The organism is Bacteroidetes bacterium GWF2_43_63 (assembly GCA_001769275.1).
Classification (GTDB): Bacteria; Bacteroidota; Bacteroidia; order Bacteroidales; family DTU049; genus GWF2-43-63.
In genome coordinates, this window is the sequence record MEOQ01000022.1 from 22,758 (window position 1) to 42,912 (window position 20,155).

General features: G+C 42.8%; 18 protein-coding genes. 8 read left to right on the plus strand and 10 right to left on the minus strand.

What is annotated here, in order from left to right:
• Positions 1-19 precede the first annotated feature (19 nt).
• Positions 20-670, minus strand: a complete 651-nt coding sequence (locus tag A2W93_11045) for a superoxide dismutase (GenBank protein OFY54813.1) — start codon at positions 668-670, stop codon at positions 20-22.
• Between A2W93_11045 and A2W93_11050 the strand changes: the two genes are divergently transcribed.
• On the plus strand, positions 669-848 hold the full coding sequence (locus A2W93_11050) for a hypothetical protein (GenBank protein ID OFY54814.1): 180 nt from the start codon (positions 669-671) through the stop codon (positions 846-848). The genes A2W93_11045 and A2W93_11050 overlap by 2 nt on opposite strands.
• Positions 849-1,163: 315 nt before the next feature.
• Positions 1,164-2,372 carry a hypothetical protein gene (locus tag A2W93_11055; protein OFY54815.1) on the plus strand — a complete coding sequence of 403 codons (1,209 nt, stop codon included), beginning with the start codon at positions 1,164-1,166 and terminating at the stop codon, positions 2,370-2,372.
• A gap of 431 nt (positions 2,373-2,803) precedes the next feature.
• Here A2W93_11055 and A2W93_11060 read toward each other — a convergent pair whose 3' ends face one another.
• Positions 2,804-5,137 (minus strand): hypothetical protein, encoded by a 2,334-nt coding sequence (locus A2W93_11060; protein ID OFY54816.1) that lies wholly within the window; start codon positions 5,135-5,137, stop codon positions 2,804-2,806.
• Between the two features lie 185 nt (positions 5,138-5,322).
• On the opposite strand from A2W93_11060, the gene A2W93_11065 reads away from it, so the two are divergent.
• The 4 genes from A2W93_11065 to A2W93_11080 are packed head-to-tail and all read left to right on the plus strand — an operon-like array spanning position 5,323 to position 9,111.
• Entirely contained in the window at positions 5,323-5,559 is a 237-nt protein-coding gene (locus A2W93_11065) for a hypothetical protein (protein OFY54817.1), read from the plus strand.
• A 6-nt stretch (positions 5,560-5,565) separates the two neighbouring features.
• Complete coding sequence (locus A2W93_11070) at positions 5,566-7,371, plus strand: hypothetical protein (protein ID OFY54818.1); 1,806 nt, start codon at positions 5,566-5,568, stop codon at positions 7,369-7,371.
• Between the two features lie 46 nt (positions 7,372-7,417).
• On the plus strand, positions 7,418-8,209 hold the full coding sequence (locus A2W93_11075; GenBank protein ID OFY54948.1) for a hypothetical protein: 792 nt from the start codon (positions 7,418-7,420) through the stop codon (positions 8,207-8,209).
• Positions 8,210-8,265: 56 nt separating this feature from the next.
• Positions 8,266-9,111 carry a hypothetical protein gene (locus A2W93_11080; protein OFY54819.1) on the plus strand — a complete coding sequence of 282 codons (846 nt, stop codon included), beginning with the start codon at positions 8,266-8,268 and terminating at the stop codon, positions 9,109-9,111.
• A 53-nt stretch (positions 9,112-9,164) separates the two neighbouring features.
• On the opposite strand, the gene A2W93_11085 is transcribed toward A2W93_11080, so the two are convergent.
• Together A2W93_11085 and A2W93_11090 are read right to left on the minus strand one after the other, a co-directional pair.
• Positions 9,165-10,202 carry a hypothetical protein gene (locus A2W93_11085; GenBank protein ID OFY54820.1) on the minus strand — a complete coding sequence of 346 codons (1,038 nt, stop codon included), beginning with the start codon at positions 10,200-10,202 and terminating at the stop codon, positions 9,165-9,167.
• 6 nt (positions 10,203-10,208) lie between these two features.
• Positions 10,209-12,326 carry a hypothetical protein gene (locus tag A2W93_11090; GenBank protein ID OFY54821.1) on the minus strand — a complete coding sequence of 706 codons (2,118 nt, stop codon included), beginning with the start codon at positions 12,324-12,326 and terminating at the stop codon, positions 10,209-10,211.
• A gap of 156 nt (positions 12,327-12,482) precedes the next feature.
• Here A2W93_11090 and A2W93_11095 point away from each other — a divergent pair, with 156 nt between their 5' ends.
• Positions 12,483-13,682, plus strand: a complete 1,200-nt coding sequence (locus tag A2W93_11095; GenBank protein ID OFY54822.1) for a saccharopine dehydrogenase — start codon at positions 12,483-12,485, stop codon at positions 13,680-13,682.
• 114 nt (positions 13,683-13,796) lie between these two features.
• Positions 13,797-14,927, plus strand: coding sequence for a carboxynorspermidine decarboxylase (locus A2W93_11100; protein OFY54823.1), 1,131 nt, complete (start codon positions 13,797-13,799; stop codon positions 14,925-14,927).
• Between the two features lie 237 nt (positions 14,928-15,164).
• Here the strand turns inward: A2W93_11100 and A2W93_11105 are convergent, their stop codons facing one another.
• From A2W93_11105 to A2W93_11130, 6 genes are all read right to left on the minus strand, one after another.
• Positions 15,165-16,529, minus strand: a complete 1,365-nt coding sequence (locus tag A2W93_11105; GenBank protein ID OFY54824.1) for a hypothetical protein — start codon at positions 16,527-16,529, stop codon at positions 15,165-15,167.
• A 65-nt stretch (positions 16,530-16,594) separates the two neighbouring features.
• Entirely contained in the window at positions 16,595-16,867 is a 273-nt protein-coding gene (locus A2W93_11110) for a DNA-binding protein (GenBank protein ID OFY54825.1), read from the minus strand.
• Between the two features lie 582 nt (positions 16,868-17,449).
• Positions 17,450-17,722: a DNA-binding protein gene (locus A2W93_11115; protein ID OFY54826.1), complete on the minus strand. Its 273-nt coding sequence runs from the start codon at positions 17,720-17,722 to the stop codon at positions 17,450-17,452.
• A 175-nt stretch (positions 17,723-17,897) separates the two neighbouring features.
• Positions 17,898-18,854 carry a methionyl-tRNA formyltransferase gene (locus A2W93_11120; GenBank protein ID OFY54827.1) on the minus strand — a complete coding sequence of 319 codons (957 nt, stop codon included), beginning with the start codon at positions 18,852-18,854 and terminating at the stop codon, positions 17,898-17,900.
• Positions 18,855-18,867: 13 nt separating this feature from the next.
• Positions 18,868-19,356 (minus strand): 6,7-dimethyl-8-ribityllumazine synthase, encoded by a 489-nt coding sequence (locus tag A2W93_11125; GenBank protein ID OFY54828.1) that lies wholly within the window; start codon positions 19,354-19,356, stop codon positions 18,868-18,870.
• A gap of 1 nt (position 19,357) precedes the next feature.
• Positions 19,358-20,056, minus strand: coding sequence for a hypothetical protein (locus A2W93_11130; protein OFY54829.1), 699 nt, complete (start codon positions 20,054-20,056; stop codon positions 19,358-19,360).
• Positions 20,057-20,155: the final 99 nt, after the last annotated feature.

Here is a 20,155-nt window from a genome sequence, read left to right on the forward strand (position 1 = left end):
TAAAATTCTCATAGCTCAATTATTTAATGATTGTCTGATATCTCTTTTCTACTTCTGCCCAGTTCACTACATCCCAAAATGCTTTGATGTAGTCGGCCCTGCGGTTCTGGTAATGCAGGTAGTATGCGTGTTCCCACACATCGAGTCCCAGCACCGGATAGCCGCGCTTCTCGGCAATGCTCATGAGCGGATTATCCTGGTTCGGGGTTGAACTGATGAAAAGTTTGTTTTCTTCATCGAGCGAAAGCCACGCCCAGCCGCTACCGAAACGCGATATTGCTGCTTTGGCGAATTCGTCGCGGAATTCATCATAGCTTCCAAATGTGCGCACTATGTGATTCAGTAGGTCACCCGAAGGCTTTTCGCCTTTATTGTTTTTTAGCAATTTCCAGAATAATGAATGATTGTAATGACCGCCTCCGTTGTTGCGTACGGCCGGTGCCAGTTTTTCAGTTTTGTCAAATAAATTAAGCAGTGGTTTACTGATCAGCGCATCATCGCCCAGCGCTTTGTTCAGATTATCAACATAGGCCTGGTGGTGCTTCGTGTGATGTATTTCCATGGTCCGGGCATCGATATGTGGCTCCAGTGAAGCGTATTCAAAATCCAGAACGGGGAGGGTATACGGGAAATCAAGACGAAATTCGGGCAATATTTCAAGCTTTTTCATGACTGTTGTTTTTTTGTTATTTAGAATTATTCAAAATTACAACAGAATCCGGCCTGCCCGACAAGGAAATCATGACTCAAAATTGATATTAATCATGCGGATAAAAAAACCTGAACATCAGAAATTCATCATTAACCGTGTTACCCTGGATTTCTTCAAGTTCATAATGGCAGATTGAGAAATTGTTGCATATTCTGAATAGACTTTCACCACAAATGAATTCTAATACATGGTCCACGGATTACACGGATTGCACGGAATAAATTCAAATTCCTCAGCGACCCATTCCCGATTACACTGTTGTCAACAATTATTACTGCGTAATAATCATTGACCGGATTAGTGTGCGTAACCGTCCGTGGAAATGACTTCAGTCGCAGGCTGAAGCCATTTCATCCGTTCAAAATCCAAAGATTTGCTGAGGGTTGTGAAACAGTGAAATCCGTGTAATCAGTGGACAAAAAAATGTACATTTGCTATAAGTATCATACCCATGAAACGTTTTTCATCAGAAGCTATACAGCCAGGCCACGCGAAATACGAGCAATCCGTTTCACGGCAGCAGGTCATTTATAAAAAGAGCGAAGACATCCGGTCCGAATTTTCGCGCGACTACAATCGGATTTTGCATTGCAATGCATTTCGCAGACTCAAACATAAGACGCAGGTTTTTTATGCAACTATGAACGATCATATTTGCACCCGAATTGAACATGTTCATCATGTAGAATCTGTATCAAGAACTATTTGCGACGAGTTGGGCCTGAATCCGGAACTTGCCACAGCCATAGCGCTGGGTCACGATCTCGGTCATGCACCTTTCGGTCATGAAGGAGAGAAAATCATTTCGAAGCTTTCAAAACAATATCTCAATCACACTTTCTGGCACGAAAGAAATAGTCTTCGGGTGGTCGATTGCATCGAAAGTCTGCCGGACCTTGAAGGCAATGTGCAACTGCTGAATCTGACCTATGCTGTTCGCGATGGCATAATTTCGCATTGCGGCGAAGTTGACCAGAACGGTTTGAAACCTAGAATGGAAGCGATTGACCTGAATTCTATCCGCTATCCGAATGAGTATGCGCCTTATACCTGGGAAGGATGTGTTGTGAAAATAGCCGACAAAATTGCTTATTTGGGACGCGACATCGAAGATGCGCTGCGACTTGACATATTGAGCAAAGAGCAGGTGAAAGAGCTCAATACGATTATTCGCAACAAGTACACGTCGGTTACTGAAAGCGTTTTCACAACCTCGCTGATGCACAATTTTATCATTGACCTATGCGAGAACAGTACCGTTCAGGACGGACTAATGCTGGATTCAGCCACATTTAGTTTAATGCGAAATATCAAGGATTTCAATTATCAGTATATTTACAGCCACCCACGCATTAAACGATACAATCGCTACGTAGAGCTGATTCTTACAACGCTTTTCGATTTCATGCTGGAATTGTATGATGGAGAATTTACTGCAACAAACATTGATAATAAATGTGAGCATTATCCTGAATTACGGGATTCATTCGGCGACTGGATAAGGAAATACGCGTCTGCTGACAAATCGGACAGCACTAACATTTTCGCCACATTTGACTTGAATTCCAGAGAGTCATACATCGATTCAGTGCTGACCTATCTTTCGCTCACAACCGATCAATACGCCATGCGCCTGTTTGGAGAAGTGATTCATTTTTGAGATTAAGTTCGAGGTAAGGTCACGCGTCGGGAGACGCGCGCCCAGGTTTAGGTCAAGGTCAAGGACAAGGTTGAGAGGCGAAGCCGTCAAAAAAAGCTGCGGAGCTCGATCCGATGCACCGAAGGTGCTAAATATCTTAGCCATGGACGAAGTCCCGGGAACAATCGGGCGAAGCACCATTGAATTGGTAGGTCACGCGTTAGCGTAAAACGCTGCAGGCGGGAGACGCACGCCCATGTTAGTGGAGATAGATGCGGGAACCCAATATTTTGTTGCGATGTTACAGTCTGGAACTTCGTAGCTTTTTCACTACTCCGCCACTTCTCAAATCAAAAATCTAACGTCATCGATCTTATATCGTTCCTTCACACTTCATCCTTCCTTGTTCCTCTTGATCCGTTAGAATACACGGATTGTTCAGTGTTCGGTCGTTATTTCTGCAGAATCCACAGGCCTTCGTTGCAACTCTCTGTTTTGAGGCCATCCAGCGCTTTGAGGGCTGCGTCTTTGCTGTCAAAGCTTTTGTAAGAAACGCGGTAGGATCCGGTTGAATTTTGTCCAACAATTTCCGCTGATGGATAGCCGCTGTTTCGGAGTTCATCGCGGAATTTCTCAGCATTTTTCAGGAACAGGAAACTTCCGCCGATTACATACCAACGAGGATTGTAGTCAATCAGGACATCGGAATATCTGTAGGATTCAACATTATTAGTAACATTCAAATTTGCTTCTGTCAGATAATGCCCAAGGGTGATTCCATCGCTTACAGAGCCTGCAATACGAAATTCCGTACGGCGATTCAATTGACGTCCGGCATCGGTCTCGTTTGTAGCAATTGGTTGATCGAAACCATAGCCCATATAAGTGAGTCGCTTTGAATCAATACCTGCGGCGACCAGATACTGAACAACGGCCATAGAGCGGTTTTCCGAAAGATTTTTGTTATAGGAGCGGGAACCATAATTATCGGTATGGCCTGATAACTCAATTTTCAGATCGGGCAATGCAAATAAAAGACTTACAAGGCGGTCGAGTTCATTTTTCGATTCAGGTCGCAATGTCGATTTGTCGAAATCGAAGTACACATTTCGCAATACAAAACGGTCTCCCATGCGCTGTCCAACATTGATTCGTTCCAAAATTGTATCAGGCTCAACAAAAACCGCATTCCCAAAATAATAGGGCTTGTAGAATGCCAGTTCGTCGCTGCCAGAATATGGTACATCCAGAAAATCCTGCATTTGCAAACCGCTTGCTGTGGTAACAACAACTTTGTATTTATGACCACTTTTCAGAGACGCACTGAAACTGCCTGTTTCTTTGTCAGATTCCGTCTGTGAATATATTTCATCGGTCACTGCATCGTAAATTATCACTCTTGAAGCAATAGGTTCGTTCATTACAGTGTCCTTTATGAATCCACTTAAAATGGCAATCTGTTCAGCTTCGCTGATAACGAAAACCCTGTAAATGTCAAGATCTCCGTAACAATCGCCAAATTCAGAAGCGTAATAGGCCTGTTTCCCATCGAGTGTAGGAATAAAGAAAACATCATCATTAACGGTGTTAAGCGGATAACCGATATTTCGCGGAAAATTCCAGTCACCGTTTTCAAAAATACTGTAGAAAATATCATATCCTCCCATGCATTCATGGCCTTCGGAGCTGAAATAAAGCGTCTTCCCATCGGAAAGAATCATGGGTGAATCTTCATTATATTCAGAATTTATTCTTGGGCCAAGATTTACAGCGTTGCCCCATTTATTATGACCAATTCTTTTTGACATCCAGATGTCTTTTCCACCGTGGCCGCCCGGGCGATCTGAAACGAAATAGAGCGTCTCTCCGTCTGGGCTTAAGCATGCATGGTTTTCGTAATACTTGGTGTTAATTTCACCGCCCAGTTTTTCAGCAGCAGACCACATCCCGTCTTCAATCTTACTCATGTAAATATTTCCGTCGCCTTTATCATCGCGGTAAATAAACAGGGTCGATCCATCCCACGACATACTGATACTGGCTTCGTGGCCGCTGGTGTTTACACTACCAGGCAAAGACTTCATATCACTGAAAGAGCATTTTTCCTTATCACAGCTTGACATGTAGAGATCTTCGAAATATTTACCTTTCTGGTCCTTCTTCCCACCAGTCGATCCTTCACGTCTTGATGTGAAAATAAAAAAGGTCTGATCGGGTGACATCACGGGTGCGTAGTCGGGATATGCTGAATTAATGACTGGTCCCAGGTTTTCGGTCCGCACCTGAATCGGATTTGCAATCAGATTGCGTGCATTGTATGTGATTGCGATCTGACGATTTACATCCTTGATAAGCTCTGCATCTTCAGGAGTCAGATAATACCGGAACTTGTCAAAATTTTCAAGAGCGAGTTCAAATTTTTCTTCGTAGAAATATGCTTTGCCGAGATAATAATAAGTGAATACCGGAGCCGATTTTTCATTGAAATTTCCGTAGTAATCAGTGGAAATATTCTGAGAGGCCAATTCAAGAAATTTTGATGCTTTATCTTTTTGTTTAAATGACTTGAGATAACATAAGCCGAGGTAAAACTGAATATTCGCGTTGTTGGGAGCCATGCTGTCAAGCTTTTGAAAACAAGGGAGCGCATCCAGATAATTTTCCTGATAAATGTAGCCATCGGCCTGTTCATATAGTTTTTTGAAACTACTATTGAATTGAGCTTGCGACACTTGGATTAATCCGGCAAAAATTAATACAAAGATGATGTATTTCATGATGGGCATGGTATTTTGATTCTAACAAAATTACAGAAAATTATTATCAGGTCAAAGTCATTTGGCACTTATTGTTAACAAAGAAGTGTTAAGTAATTTGAGAAAACTTATCTGATCAGAATCAACCATTGACTGATTGACAGAAAAAAACACTTCAATTTTTCGTATCTTTGTGGGGACAATTCATATTAATCATGAAACTACGTTTTGTATATACGCCCAAACCAAGGCAGTTTTCCTATAAACCGCAATACTTCAATCCGGAAGAAGAAAACAAAAAGCTTTTCATTTCAGACGGAACCGGGAAACTCACCCATGAAGCTTATAGACGCTATCGCAAAGATACTGAGCGTCAGAAACGTAAGCGCAATCAAAGTATTCTGATCTCTGCAGCAATTATTCTGCTACTTTTGTATTTCATTTTCTTTTAATTTTCTATGTCGGATTTCATCAAGCTCTTACCCGAATCGGTTGCCAATCAGATTGCGGCTGGCGAAGTAGTTCAGCGACCTGCTTCTGTTGTGAAGGAATTACTGGAAAACGCAGTGGATTCTGGTGCTACTTCGATCGATCTGGTAGTGAATGATTCCGGAAAATCACTGATTCAGGTAATTGACAATGGCCGCGGGATGAGCGTTGCAGATGCCCGAATGGCCTTTGAGCGTCATGCAACTTCCAAAATAAGTCGCGCCGAAGATTTGTTTGCCATCCGCTCATTCGGATTTCGTGGCGAGGCATTGGCATCCATTGCTTCCGTTGCCAGAGTTGAAATGAAAACGCGTGATGCAGATTCTGATGCCGGACTCAGCATTATTATCGAAGGATCCAAATTCATTTCGCAGGAAATCTGCGCAACGCCACAAGGCACCAATATTCAGGTAAAAGATCTCTTTTTCAATATCCCTGCCCGCAGACAATTTTTGAAAAGCGACAACGCTGAAATGCACCATATCTGGGACGAGTTCCATCGCGTAGCAATTCCCAATCACAATATCCGTTTCAGGATTTTTGAAGGCAGCCGTGTGTTATCGACTCATGAGCCTGCCAATTTGCAGCAACGGATAGTTTCTCTTTTCGGAAAACAATATCAGCAGCGGCTGATGCCGGTTTCGCAGGATACGCAATATGTACGCGTGAGTGGAGTGGTGATTCGTCCGGAATTCAGCAAAAAGACGCGGGGAGAGCAATTTTTATTTGTCAACAACCGCTTCATCCGCAGCAATTATATCAATGCGGCCATTAAAAACGCCTACCAGGGTTTGATTCAAGCCGATGCATTTCCAGGCTATTTTATTTTCATCGAAGTCGATCCGGCTGAAATAGACATCAATATTCATCCGACCAAAACGGAAATTAAATTCCGCGATGAACGCATGGTTGCGACTCTTATCACGAGCACAATCCGTCGTTCGCTGGGGACTGGCAATGCCATGCCTTCCATCGATTTCGAAGTAGAGCAGGGTATTAATTTCGCGATGGGTCCTGATCATGCAGTGAAAATTCCGCAGATAAGAGTAAATCCCGATTTCAATCCATTCAGAAACTCTGTACAGCCCATTGATTACACGAGTGCCGAACGTTCGCGCCTGCACTGGGAGAATGATACAATTCCTTCGCCGGATCCGGAAACAACGACAGCCTTACCAGGAGAATATGTGCCGGAAAATGAGGCTATCAATGGTGAAAACTATATACAGGCCGGACGCAGATATGTTTTAAGCAATGTAAAATCCGGGATGCTGCTGGTCGATCAGTATCAGGCCAGTTTGCGAATCGTTTTTGATCAGTTGCTGAATACAAACAGACATGATTCAAAAAATGCACGCCTGCTCATGTTTCCCGAAACTATTTCGCTCAGCACCGCCGACAGCGAACTGATGGCGGAAATCAGCGATGAGCTTAATGACTGCGGATTTGTCATTTCTCAGCTTGGGCGCGACATGTTTAGTGTCAGCGCTGTGCCTGATGATATTGAACTTAAAGGAATCTCAGTAACACAGCTGCTGGAGGGCGTACTCGAAGATTATAAATCGGCGGGTGCTCTGCGGGCAGATCGCAAAGAAGCTGTCATTTTGTCAATGGCAAGAAAGTTGTCAGTGCGCCCCGGCCAGTTTTTGAGCAGCGATATGATGAAGCTAATGATCTCAAAACTCTTTGCTTCATCAAATCCTGAAATATCTCCGGAAGGAAAAAAGATTTTCACCATTATCCCTGCCGTTGACCTTGCAAAATGGCTGCATTAAAGCAATTGAATAAATGAATGATTACTACCGCCCGGGCGGATTTTCGATGATGCCGCCTGCAGTGAAAAATCTGCTGATATTAAATGTTTTGTTTTTTGCAGCCACCTGGATCCTGCAGTCCAAGGGCATAGATCTCAACCAGATTTTGGGCCTGAGCTGGGTTGAATCTGAATCGTTCAGACCATGGCAGTTCATCACGTATATGTTCATGCATGCCAACCCCATGCATCTTTTCTTCAACATGTTTGCACTGTGGATGTTTGGCTATCTGATCGAAAATTTCTGGGGTCCCAAACGTTTTCTGACTTTCTATTTCATTACCGGAATTGGCGCGGCGCTGGTGCAGCTTGGAATCAACTGGTTTGAATTCAATCAGCTGAAAGAAGTACTCGAAATATATGCTGCCAATCCGAACATTTCGGATTTCAAAGGCATTGTGCAGGATCATTTTGCCACACGTGAAAACGTTGATATGGCCAACGGACTATTGAAACAATGGAGTATGTCGCCTGACAACACATTATTCATCGGTCAGAGTCTGGAGCAGTTGCGGATTATGATGGAGTGGAGAATGTCAATACCTATGGTCGGCGCATCGGGTGCTGTTTTCGGAATTTTGCTTGCTTTCGGTATGATGTTTCCGAACCAGAAGATTTATATTTATTTTCTATTTCCGATAAAAGCTAAGTTCTTTGTGATTATTTACGGAGCTCTGGAATTCTTTTTTGGCATTTCCGGCGCACAGAGCGGCGTTGCTCACTTTGCACACTTAGGTGGAATGTTGTTTGGCTTTCTGCTGATCATGTACTGGCGCAATAAACACAAATTCAAAAGGTAGTTATGTTTAACCAGTATCAGCAGCAGGGTGGCTTTCTCAACCGCTTTTTTAGTTTTATGTTTTCGAAACAAGCTGTTTCGCGTTTGATTCTCATTAATACCTGTGTTTATTTACTTGTATTACTCAATGGGCTGAATGATTTTTTATTCAACATCAAAGATGTTTTTCCGGGCGGCCTTCCAGCATTGGTTTATTACCTGGCGCTTCCGGCCGACCTAATTCAACTTGTAGCCCGCCCCTGGACTGCTTTTACAACCATGTTTCTGCATGCATCATTCTGGCATTTCCTGCTGAATATGATGATGCTTTATTTCAGTGGAGTCATTTTCTTATCGGTGCTGAATCAAAGTAAATTGTGGATTTCGTACATCGCTGGCGGCTTTGCCGGATCGCTGGCGTTTGTGGCCGCCTATAACTTTTTCCCTGCTTTCGAAAACATTTTGCCGATAAGCTATGCCATTGGTGCCAGCGCTGCAGTCATGGCCGTTTTGTTCACCATAGCTGCCTATTCACCGAATATGTCGTTGCGGCTTTTCCTGTTTGGTCAGATTCAGTTGAAATATCTGGCGCTGGTTTTTGTGCTTATCGATGTATTGAGCATCACCGCTGCGAATCCGGGTGGTCATATTGCTCATCTCGGCGGAGCGCTGTTTGGCGTTTTTTACGGATTGATGCTGCGCAAAAAAATCAGCTTTAGTATTTCATCTCTATTCAAACGCAAGCCGCGAATGAAAAAGAAAGTGAACAGCAATTTCCGCCCTGAAACAGATGATGATTACCGCAATCGCAAAGCTGCAGAAAACAAAAGACTGGATGCGATACTTGACAAAATATCCAAAGGCGGATATGAATCACTGACGAAAGAAGAAAAAGATTTCCTTTTTCGGCACGGGAAGAAATGATAAAAAGACCCGGCATTTATATACAAAAGCCTAAGTATATTTAAAGCGAAAATTTATCTTTTCTGCGGAATGTGCCGATCGAGAAACGATTCTGCTGCAGAATTCCAAACCTCCAGATTTTTTGCCCGGTTGACATTGAGTTCTTCGTTGACTTTGTTGTATTCGGCAATGGATGCATTATAGTCTGAAACTGCTTTGTTGTAATTATCAACATCCGTTTGTGTTCGTTTGTTTTTAGGAATCGATTCGAAAGAAACATTCTGTTTTTCGAAATTATCTTTTTTCAGATAGAAATCGAGGATTACTGGAATTTTTTCTTCTCCTTCTTTTTGACAGAATGTCAGATATTTTTTAGAAGCACTTATAAGTGTAAGATCACTTTTGAATGATTTAGTGCTATCAAGCACCGTAAGTCCTTCTTTGGAGAATTGAATCATAGCACTTTTATTTTGTTCAGCAGCATTGATATCCCCAGTATTAATGGCTTGCATCATGTTGAATTCCTGAATATAGGCCTTGAAGAAAATCAGATAAACAACATTGTAGTAATCGAAAACAGGACCTGATTTTTCAAGTTTCTGATCAAGTTTTGATTGTTCATCAATCAGTGTGATTCCGAATTCAGTGGCGAATTTTTGCTGTGCAGCAGCGACCATTTCGGCTGCTTCGTCCAATTTGTTGTTTGCGGCTTCTTTTACCATGAGGTAAGCTTCCATTGCATCGTACGATTTTTCGGCGATTTCTTCCATGTCGACGATTTTTGCAAAATCTTCTTTTAGTACGGTCGTGCAGATATCGAGATACGAACTCACCGAGTCACGGTATTCGGTATTATCGTCCCAGTCTCTCATATTCTTAACTTTCTTCTCCGCCGCTTCCGTCGTCGAAATAAGTTCCTGTCGTTTCGACTCCACTTTGCGTGCTCCTTTTCCATGGGCCAATGCAGCCATGTAGTTCCACAGATCTTTTTTTATCCGGGTATGCTCGTTGTTGATAAACTGCATGTATTCTCCGGCATTATTAAAACCCTGTGACATGGCTGGAATGCAGCCAAGGACCATTAAAACTGAAATAAGTAAAATTTTCTTCATAGCGATTTATTTTGCAGGTTTGATAATTCCAATAAAGTCGTTCATGATATTAACAGCTTCCTGAATCTCATAATCCCGTTGTATCTTCTTTATTGCTGCATCATTGAGCAATCTGAAATACTCGTCGGATATGGATAGCTCTATATCATAGCCATGATTAAGCACGTCAAAAGTACAACTGAAATTTTCAGTCATTTTTTTTAGCTCATCACTATTACGAATAATTTTTTGCCAGTGGGTTTTGAATGAATTCATATCAAAAAGCATGAATTCCGGATCACTGAAAGATAATACTGTGTCTGAAAGATTTGTAAGACGTTTGTAAAACTCACTTTCAATCATCCTCGCGGAAAGAAGCTTATTCAGCGAATCGACCGGGATAATTGGAAGAGGAGTATAATAGGCTTTTTTAGGAAGGAGCCCATTGTTAAGAGAATATGGAGAACTGCTCTCTGTCTCGATTTGAGTATGAAAAAAATCAGGAAGGGCCAGATCTGGCACGACCCCCGTTTTCTGGTGACTGCTGCCGTCGATGCGATAAAGCTTCAAGCTGGTTATTTTTACAAATCCGCTTGCTTTCTTAATAAGATCCAGATTTGACAAATCGGGAAGTAACGTTGTATCGCATGGTAATACTATTTGTCCGGTTGATTTTCCGTATGTTGTCTGACCAACAATGAGCGCGCGGTTGTAATCCTGCATTGCCGCTGCAATTATTTCAGAAGCAGAGGCGCTGCCGGAATTCACAAGCAACATCAATGGGCCATCCCATGCAATTCCACGATTCATGTCTTTTAATACTATCGGCTTTGCCGATCTGTCATTAAACATGCATATAGGACCAGCATCGATAAAAATACCTGCCAGATCAAGTGCTTCCTGAATCGATCCACCCCCATTAAAGCGTAAATCAAGAATGACCCCTTCAATATTCTCTTTTTTTAGTTTCAGAATTTCCCGGGCGACATCATTGGCACAGCCAGGCTTGTTTTCTTCGATGTCGTTGTAGAATGCCGGAAGAATGATATAGCCGAATGTGTGCTCATCTCTGATTACGTAGCTGCGGACAATATCTCCGGTCTGACGCATTTTTTCTTTATGAAGCGTTACTTCTACTACCTGCCCGTCCGCTTTTTCAATTTCAAATACAAATGATTTATCGATGCATTTTTCAAAATAAAACTCAATTTCATCAAGCGACATCATGGTGAAATCATTTTTTTCAGCATCCTGCCAGCGTCCGCTGAGCAATACATCGCCTTTGTTAATCATTCCTGAACGCCAGGCTGGTCCACCAGGTAACAGCTTTCCAACTTTGATGTCTCCGCTCAGATTTGTTTCAAGTTCAATTCCGAACGTATATCCGGAAGCGGAAACTTCGGCTTGAAACCATTTGTTTAGTTCCAAGTTGAAATAACTTGTATGCGGATCAAAGCACGTTGTAATGATATTAAAAAGAACGACTTTCATAAACTCCGCATAGCCCATGGGTTGATCGATGAAGTGCCTCAGTGAGCGATGTTCCCTCAGAACAATTCGTGTGAGTTCTTTTTCGCTGATGGCATCAAGTTCCGATTCATTCATGCTGAATACAGCATCAGTAGCCGAATCCTTTGCGAAAAGCTGGTTCAGCACTGCATATTTGAGATAACGGGTCCACTTTTTCTGCAATCTTGTTGAATCTGAAGCAAATTCCGGAATTTTCCCGTCATTAAAGAAAATAGTATCTTTCATCCACAAATTCAGCGACATCCCGGCTGACCGGTCCAGAAAACGCTCAGATCTGATTACTCCGTTTTGATATATTGTAGTGAAACTATCAAAAAAGCCAGAGGATCCATTTTTCATTTCATCATCGAGCCTGTTGCGATAACGTTTTAATGAATCATACTCTTCTTTTAAAAAAACAAGTCCCATCGGGTCGCACATTTCAATCAACTCATCAAAAACATTTGCCGAAAGACTATCGTCAGTTTTCCGTGGTGCAACATGATGCAATTCCAGCATCACCGAAAGCTGCCTTATATCGCTCCCGAAGCTGTTTCGCTGTTGGCCTCTGATCTCATTTGGACCCAATGCAATCAGCATTGCCAAAACCCAGATTGAATATGATATTTTATGCATTCTACAATAAACAAAGTGCAAATATATTAAACATAATATTTAAAAAGCATTCTTTTTGAATCCCACGATGGTTTTTTTATTCAGTTTGGAAATACTTCTATTTGGTACCCGAAATTCGGGAAATTCCTCTATTTTTGTACAAAACAATTTATCATCATGGGAAAAGTACTTATTATCGGCGCAGGTGGCGTCGGAACCGTAGTGGCAAACAAATGCGCACAGTTGCCTGAAGTATTCAGCGAAATCATGCTGGCCAGCCGTACGAAATCGAAATGCGATGCCATCGCTGCTAAAATTGGCGGAAACCGCATCCAGACTGCAGCTGTTGATGCTGATAATGTGGAAGAACTTACAAAATTGCTCAAAGAATATAAGCCGCAACTCGTGATTAATGTTGCACTCCCATATCAGGATTTGCACATCATGGACGCTTGTCTGAATGCCGGTGTGAACTATCTCGACACTGCCAATTACGAACCCATCGACGAAGCGAAATTCGAATACAGCTGGCAGTGGGCTTATCAGGATCGCTTTAAAGCAGCCGGCTTAACTGCCATTCTCGGTTGCGGATTCGATCCGGGTGTAACAAGCATTTACACTGCATATGCGAAGAAACATTACTTCGATGAAATGCATTATCTCGACATCGTCGATTGCAATGCCGGTGATCATGGAAAATATTTTGCAACGAATTTCAATCCTGAAATCAACATTCGCGAAATCACGCAGGATGGCCAGTATTGGGAGAATGGAAATTGGATCGAAACCAAACCGCTCGAAATTCACAAGCCGATCGAATACCCGAATATCGGACCGCGCGAATCGTATGTGATGCATCACGAAGAACTGGAATCGCTGGTGAAAAATTATCCCCATTTCAAACGTGCCCGTTTCTGGATGACCTTTGGTCAGCGCTACATCACTGCGCTTGAGGTGTTGCAGGAAGTTGGTCTGACTTCAATCAAACCCATCAAATATCAGGGAATTGATATTGTTCCGTTGCAATTTCTTAAAGCATTGCTGCCCGATCCGGGAAGTCTTGGCGTGAACTATAAAGGCGAAACCAGCATCGGATGTCAGATTCGAGGAATTAAAGACGGAAAAGAACGAACCTATTACGTTTGGAACAATTGCAGCCACGAACAGGCATACAAGGAAACCGGAGCGCAGGGTGTTAGCTACACAACCGGAGTCCCGGCTATGATTGGTGCAAAAATGTTTTTAGAAGGAAAATGGACTGGTGCAGGAGTGTTTAATGTTGAAGAATTTGATCCGGATCCGTTCATGGCTGACTTGAATAAATATGGTCTTCCATGGCAGGAAGAGATTGATAAGCCGTTGCCGGTAGAGAAATAATTGTCACTCTGAGCGGAGTCGAAGAGCGACAATTATTGATAAAACGCTGTTGAGTCCTTCGACTCCGCTTAGGATGACAACAGCGTTTTATTTTTCAAATTAATAATTATTCAGATGCATTCAAACATTCCAAGTCCTTGCTTCGTCCTCGAAGAGTCCAAACTCCTCGCAAACCTGCAATTGATGCAGAAAGTCAGAAATGAAGCGGGTATCGATATTCTGGTTGCGCTTAAAGGAATGTCGTTCTGGCATTATTTCCCGTTGATGAAGCAATATCTCAGCGGCGCATGCGCCAGTTCGGTGAATGAAGCTAGATTAATTTTCGAGGAGATGGGCGTTAAATCGCACACCTACGCTCCGGCATACGAGGAAAATGATTTTGAACAATTGCTGCAACTGAGCCAGACCATTACTTTCAATTCACTCAACCAGTGGAAAAAATACAAAAGCAAAATGCTGCAACATCCCGAAATTCATGCGGGACTGCGCATCAACCCTGGTTATTCGGAAATTGAAACCGATATTTACAATCCGGCGGTACCGGGCTCACGCCTTGGAATTCCGCTTGAGCAGCTGCCTGCAGAGTTGCCCGAAGGAATTTCAGGATTGCATTTTCATGTAATGTGTGAACAGGATTCCTATGTACTGGAGCGGGTTCTGAAAGTTGTTGAAGAAAAATTCGGACATCTTCTGAAACAGGCGCAGTGGCTTAATATGGGCGGTGGACATCACATCACACGCGCCGATTATCAGCCGGAGCACCTGATAGCGTTGCTGAAAGATTTTAAATCGCGCTATCCGAATCTGCAAATCATTCTCGAGCCCGGCGAAGCCGTTGGCTGGCGCACCGGATTTTTGCTTGCAACCGTGCTCGACGTAGTTGAGAGCGGCGGAATAAAAACAGCCATACTAGATGTTTCTTTCAGCGCCCACATGCCCGATACGCTCGAAATGCCCTACAAACCTATCATTTCAGGGGCAGGGGAGTCAGATGAATTTCCTTTTAAATATCGAATGGGGGGCTCCACCTGCCTTGCCGGTGATTTCTATGGTGACTACAGTTTCCCCTATGAGCTGAAACCCGGCGACAGGATTGAGTTTGAAGATATGATTCATTATACAATGGTCAAGACAACTTTATTCAACGGCGTTCGCCATCCGCATATCGGAAAGATTGATCGTGAAGAAAAATTCACTTTGCTGCGGTCGGTTGGGTATGAGGAGTATAAGAATCGACTTTCGTAATTCGCGTTACAATCGTTACACGTTACAGTCGTTACAATGTTGACGGGCTGCCAAGGTCAAGGTATGGTCAAGAGCCAGAGGCGTCAAAGAAAGCTACGCAGTACCATCCGATGCGCCAACGGCGCTAAATATAAATAGCCTTGGGCTGAATGCCCCAGGGACAAGAAGACGCGAAGCACCTTTGAAGTGGGAAGTCCATAAAGTAGAAAGTTCATAAAGGCAACGTTTAGGCATGCCTTATGCCGTATGCTTGCCGCGTGCCCAGGAAAACCAGGTTCCAAGCAGCAACAGAAAAAAGAAAATTCCAAACACGTATTGCATCACATCGACCAGCAGGAGCGCGTTTGCAGGGCTCACTCTATGAGCACCAATAATCCAGCTGATGAATAATGCAGCCATTCCCATACTGATCATTTGTCCCGAAATTCGCATGGTGCTTAGCGTTGCCGAAGCCGTCCCGAATTGCGGTGGTTCGACTGAGTTCATGACCGAATGTGTGTTTGGCGTTGAGAAAAATCCAAAACCAAGTCCGAGTATCGCCAATGCTGCATAGAAGAATTCATGCGGTGTTTCAGCAGTTGCAAACACAAGCATTCCAACGCCGATGGCTGACAGCAACATGCCCAATGATGCAAGAATGCGGGAATCATAGGTGTCGCTCATGCGCCCGCTGATGGTTGCGGAAATGGCCATCACAACCGGTTGAATCATAAGAATGGCTCCTGTAGCAGCAGGACTAAGGCCGCGGGTATATTGAAAATACAAACTCAACAGAAATCCAACAGCAAAAGTGGCTGCATAATTTATCAGGGCTGCCAGATTGCTGAAGGCGTAACGCCTGCTCGAAGCGAAAAACTTTACATCGAAAACCGGATGAAGCAGGCGATATTCATAGATAATAAATGCGAGGATACCGATAGCGCCGACAGCTGTCATAATCTGTGCTTCGGGATGTATGATATTTGCAAAACCATACATCAGTAAGCTCATGAAAACGATATAAATTATGGAGCCGATCCAGTCGAAGGGCGTATTGCGACCTGTTTTCCAGTCTTCGCCCGAATAAAACAACAGCAATCCAACGACAAGTGCAGAGTTGATAATGCTGACATAAAACAAGGATTGCCAGTTCAGAAATTCAATAAGAAATCCGCCCAGGACCGGGGCTGCAGAAAGACCGATGTAAACAGCGGTAACATTATACCCCAGAAATTTCCCACGACTTTCCTTCGGAAAAGCGGATGTAATAATGGCTGTACCGGTTACGAAAAGCATGGATGAACCAATGCCTTGTATAAACCGCATCGAGAGGAAAAAGTAAGTTTCATGAGCAAAGATGCAGGCTGCAGATGTCAGCAACACAATATAATTGCCAGCTAAAAACACTTTGCGTCGTCCGATGCGGTCTGCCATTTTTCCGAGCGGGATGCAGAAAGCGGCTGAAGCCAGCAAAAAAGACATATTGACCCAACTAAGTTCAGCAGCGTTCATACCGAGATCGCGGCTGAGCTGTGGCAGAGCGACATTCATAGCTGCAGAAAGAAAGGGACTCAGCACACTGCTGGTAATGATGGCAACGAGAAGCAGGCGTTGATTGGACATGTGCAAAAGTAATAAAAAAAGGTCGCCTGTTTTGCAGACGACCTTTTTCTGATGCTATGAGTGACTTATTTCACTTTCTTGGCGAGATCTGTACCAGCTTTGAAGCGAACAACATTCTTAGCAGCGATTTTAATGGTTTTACCGGTGCGTGGGTTTTTACCGTTGCGGGCAGCCATTTTCTTCACTTTGAATGTTCCGAAACCAACGAGTACAACGTTGTTTTTCTTTTTCAGAGAGCCTTTAACAACTTTCAAAAAAGCTTCGATGGCTTTCTTTGAATCAACTTTCGTCAATTTTGCTTCTGCTGCAATAGCATCAACTAATTCTGCTTTGTTCATTTTAATTGGGTTTTAAATGATTAACAGTGCAAATATAGCACTATTATTCACATAGGCAATGTTAAATGTTTGAGAAATGTGATGGACACACAAATGTAGAAAACTGTATATGTCTATAATACCTCTATTAGCAGCTTCGATGTTTTCCAATGTTTGTAATTCGTTACTCCGTTTATCGTATAGGGGAGTACTATATTTATTAGATATTTTCGGGTTTTAAAAAATGGCTAAACATTGCAAATGTCGCTTCAGATGCGGATTTCCAGAGATTTGTTGAAATTTTAAAAGAGAGTATTAAATTTACTACAGACCGCTGGTGTCGCTGAAATCTGAATGATTTTCGGATATGTATATTTTGTTATTGCCTGAAAAAATATTTTGACACAAGAAATATTTTTCGGCTTGAGTTACATTTATTCAATATGGCTTAAAACGCATTTTTATTTGATTCAGGGTATTTTCTCCCCTCAGGTTACACTTGCATTTGATTAAAACACCATAGTCTATTAAATCGAATGGATTATGAAATAAAAAAAAGACCGATCCAGAAGGAACGGCCTTTTCATCAGTCTAGCGAGTTAATTACTTAACGCTGGTAGCTAAAGCTGCACCTGCTTTGAATTTAACGACTTTCTTAGCAGCGATTTTGATTTTCTTTCCAGTGCGTGGGTTAACGCCTTCACGAGCGCTTCTCTTAGCAACTGAGAATGAACCGAATCCTACGAGTGAAATTCTGTCGCCTTTTTTCAGAGCTTTTCCAGTAACTGTCATGAAAGCATCGAGAGCTTTTTTTGAATCAGCTTTTGTCATTTTGCTTGCAGCTGCAATTGCGTCAATTAATTCTGCTTTGTTCATTTTTCTTGGGTTTTGGTTAATAATGTAGTTTTGAACTGTGCAAATATAAGTCGTAAAAACGATTTGTCAAGACTTTTTCTCCAAAAACCGCATTTTTGTTGATAAAATTGCAATTTGGTTAATAACTCCTCGATAAATTCAAGTGTTTTTATAGACAAACAGGCGCTTTATTCTATTATTTCAAAAAAGCACCATCCAAAAGACCAGCGTAACCTCTTAAAAACTCGGCAGTTGACATACTACTACGTCCGGATAGTTGGAGTTTATTCACTTGCAGCTTTCCCAGTCCGCAAACAACATGGATATATGTTTTGCCATCAGTAATTATTGCTCCGGTTGACTGAGAGCCACTTTCAGTCGTATCCGGACAGCTGTCCGACACCTTCAGAAGTTGCTCATTTCCATCCTTGTCAACCAGTATCGTCCAGGCACCGGGAAAAGGCGACAGGCCTCGTATTTTATTAAATATGTCTTTTGAATTCTGACTCCAGTCGATTCGCGTATTCTCTTTGTTTAATTTCGGAGCCGGTTTATTTTCATAGGGGAGAGTGCCCTGTGAAATCGCTTTTATTGAGCCAGATTCGATGATGTCCAGTGTGTTTAAAATAACGGCTTTTCCCATCTCTTTCAGCCGGTCATGCAGTGTTCCAAAATTGTCAGTTTCTGATATTTCTGTAGTTTCCTGCATGATTATATCGCCTGTATCAATCGATTCGTTGATAAAAAAGGTCGATAGGCCAGTCTGAGTCTCTCCGTTGATAATTGCCCAATTAATGGGAGCTGCTCCGCGGTATTGAGGCAGCAATGAGGCATGCAGATTAATGGTGCCTTTCGACGGAATGCGCCAGACCGACTCCGGCAGCATGCGAAATGCAATAACAACAATCACATCGGGTTTTATACCATTTAATATACTAAGGAACGCCGATTCTTTCAGATTGACAGGTTGAAGCAGCGGTAAATCATGCATCTCTGCAAACTTTTTCACTTCCGATGAAGAAAGCTTCCGGCCACGCCCTGCGGGTTTATCCGGTGCCGTTACTATAGCCGCTATTTCGTGCCCTGCTTTAAAAATAGCTTCAAGCGGACCGACCGCGAAATCGGGTGTCCCCATGTAAACGATTTTCATCATAAAAGGAAATGTTTTATCGAAGGAGTTTTTTTTGCGAAACCATCAATATGGCTGTTGCAGCAGCTTCTATACCTTTATTCCCATGCTTGCCTCCTGCCCGGGCCAGTGCCTGCTCCATGTTGTTTGTTGTCAGAACACCGAATATGACCGGCATGGCGTGATTGATTCCAATCTGTGCTATTCCGGTAGCTACTGCCTGACTGATAAAGTCAAAGTGCCTTGTCTCACCCTGAATCACACATCCAAGGCAAATGATAGCGTCGAAGCTGTTTTTACGGGCCATCCATTCGGCAGCCACACACAATTCGAAACTGCCCGGTACATGTATTGTCTGAATGTTTGCTTCTTCTGCTCCGCATTGCAGCAGCAATCCATTGGCGCCGCCGAGCAGAGCATCGGTTACATCATTGTTCCAGTCTGAAACGACAATAGCAAACCGCATTTTTTTTGCCGATGGCAAAGTAGTGCTGACATCGGACAGATTCTTCTTTTTAACCGCCATGTTATTGAGCAGAATTCTTCATTGCCGTAGCGCGGGCAATGTATTTATTTATCTCGCTGCCTTCGAAAGATTTTTTATACTCGGTTTTAATTTTCTCGTAAAGTTCAATGGCTTTGCCCCAATCGCCCATTCCTTCATAAACCCAGGCTGCACGCATCAGGTACATGGGCGAAGTGAATGAATTTTCTGATTGTTCAGAAGCTTCCAGATAGTATTCGAGTGCTTCTTCCTGATTGCCAAGTTCCATATAGGCATCGCCAATACAGCCGGTTGCCATTGGCCCGATGATATCATCGTCACCATCGAATTTCTCAAGTTCTTCAATGGCATCTTCAAACAATCCCTGTTTGAGATAAATCATACCAACATAATAGTGTGCAAGATTTCCGGATGGAGTACCACCGAAATTATCTATAATCTCAAGAAATCCAGGATGATTTTCATCGCCGTTCAGGGCGAGAGTGAGTGAGTCCATTTCATAATACATCTGAGCCATGTACATTTCATTTTCAGCTTTGGTCACTTTCGGGCCGTGGATGAAATTGTTGTATCCCCAGATTCCAAGAACAACAAGTGCAATACCTGCAATCACATAAGTGATGATATTCTTGTTCTTTTCGATGAATTGCTCTGCCTTTGAAAGGGATGATCCGATGTTTTCGAGTCTCTCGTCACCTGAAGGTGTTGTTTGCTTGGCCATAATCTTTATTTCAATGTTCGGGGTGCAAAATTAATCGTTTTTTTCAAACAACAGTCATTTTGAAACAGTTGCTGAATTATTGCGCTGCCAGATTTGTTC

Excerpts from the sequence above, each read along its gene's own strand:
- A2W93_11100 (OFY54823.1), top strand. The coding sequence starts at position 13,797 with ATGCATTCAAACATTCCAAGTCCTTGCTTCGTCCTCGAAGAGTCCAAA.
- A2W93_11095 (OFY54822.1), top strand. The coding sequence starts at position 12,483 with ATGGGAAAAGTACTTATTATCGGCGCAGGTGGCGTCGGAACCGTAGTG.
- A2W93_11060 (OFY54816.1), bottom strand. The coding sequence starts at position 5,137 with ATGCCCATCATGAAATACATCATCTTTGTATTAATTTTTGCCGGATTA.
- A2W93_11050 (OFY54814.1), top strand. The coding sequence starts at position 669 with ATGACTGTTGTTTTTTTGTTATTTAGAATTATTCAAAATTACAACAGA.
- A2W93_11055 (OFY54815.1), top strand. The coding sequence starts at position 1,164 with ATGAAACGTTTTTCATCAGAAGCTATACAGCCAGGCCACGCGAAATAC.
- A2W93_11065 (OFY54817.1), top strand. The coding sequence starts at position 5,323 with ATGAAACTACGTTTTGTATATACGCCCAAACCAAGGCAGTTTTCCTAT.
- A2W93_11110 (OFY54825.1), bottom strand. The coding sequence starts at position 16,867 with ATGAACAAAGCAGAATTAGTTGATGCTATTGCAGCAGAAGCAAAATTG.
- A2W93_11080 (OFY54819.1), top strand. The coding sequence starts at position 8,266 with ATGTTTTCGAAACAAGCTGTTTCGCGTTTGATTCTCATTAATACCTGT.
- A2W93_11105 (OFY54824.1), bottom strand. The coding sequence starts at position 16,529 with ATGTCCAATCAACGCCTGCTTCTCGTTGCCATCATTACCAGCAGTGTG.
- A2W93_11070 (OFY54818.1), top strand. The coding sequence starts at position 5,566 with ATGTCGGATTTCATCAAGCTCTTACCCGAATCGGTTGCCAATCAGATT.
- A2W93_11130 (OFY54829.1), bottom strand. The coding sequence starts at position 20,056 with ATGGCCAAGCAAACAACACCTTCAGGTGACGAGAGACTCGAAAACATC.
- A2W93_11075 (OFY54948.1), top strand. The coding sequence starts at position 7,418 with ATGATGCCGCCTGCAGTGAAAAATCTGCTGATATTAAATGTTTTGTTT.
- A2W93_11125 (OFY54828.1), bottom strand. The coding sequence starts at position 19,356 with ATGGCGGTTAAAAAGAAGAATCTGTCCGATGTCAGCACTACTTTGCCA.
- A2W93_11085 (OFY54820.1), bottom strand. The coding sequence starts at position 10,202 with ATGAAGAAAATTTTACTTATTTCAGTTTTAATGGTCCTTGGCTGCATT.
- A2W93_11090 (OFY54821.1), bottom strand. The coding sequence starts at position 12,326 with ATGCATAAAATATCATATTCAATCTGGGTTTTGGCAATGCTGATTGCA.
- A2W93_11045 (OFY54813.1), bottom strand. The coding sequence starts at position 670 with ATGAAAAAGCTTGAAATATTGCCCGAATTTCGTCTTGATTTCCCGTAT.
- A2W93_11120 (OFY54827.1), bottom strand. The coding sequence starts at position 18,854 with ATGATGAAAATCGTTTACATGGGGACACCCGATTTCGCGGTCGGTCCG.
- A2W93_11115 (OFY54826.1), bottom strand. The coding sequence starts at position 17,722 with ATGAACAAAGCAGAATTAATTGACGCAATTGCAGCTGCAAGCAAAATG.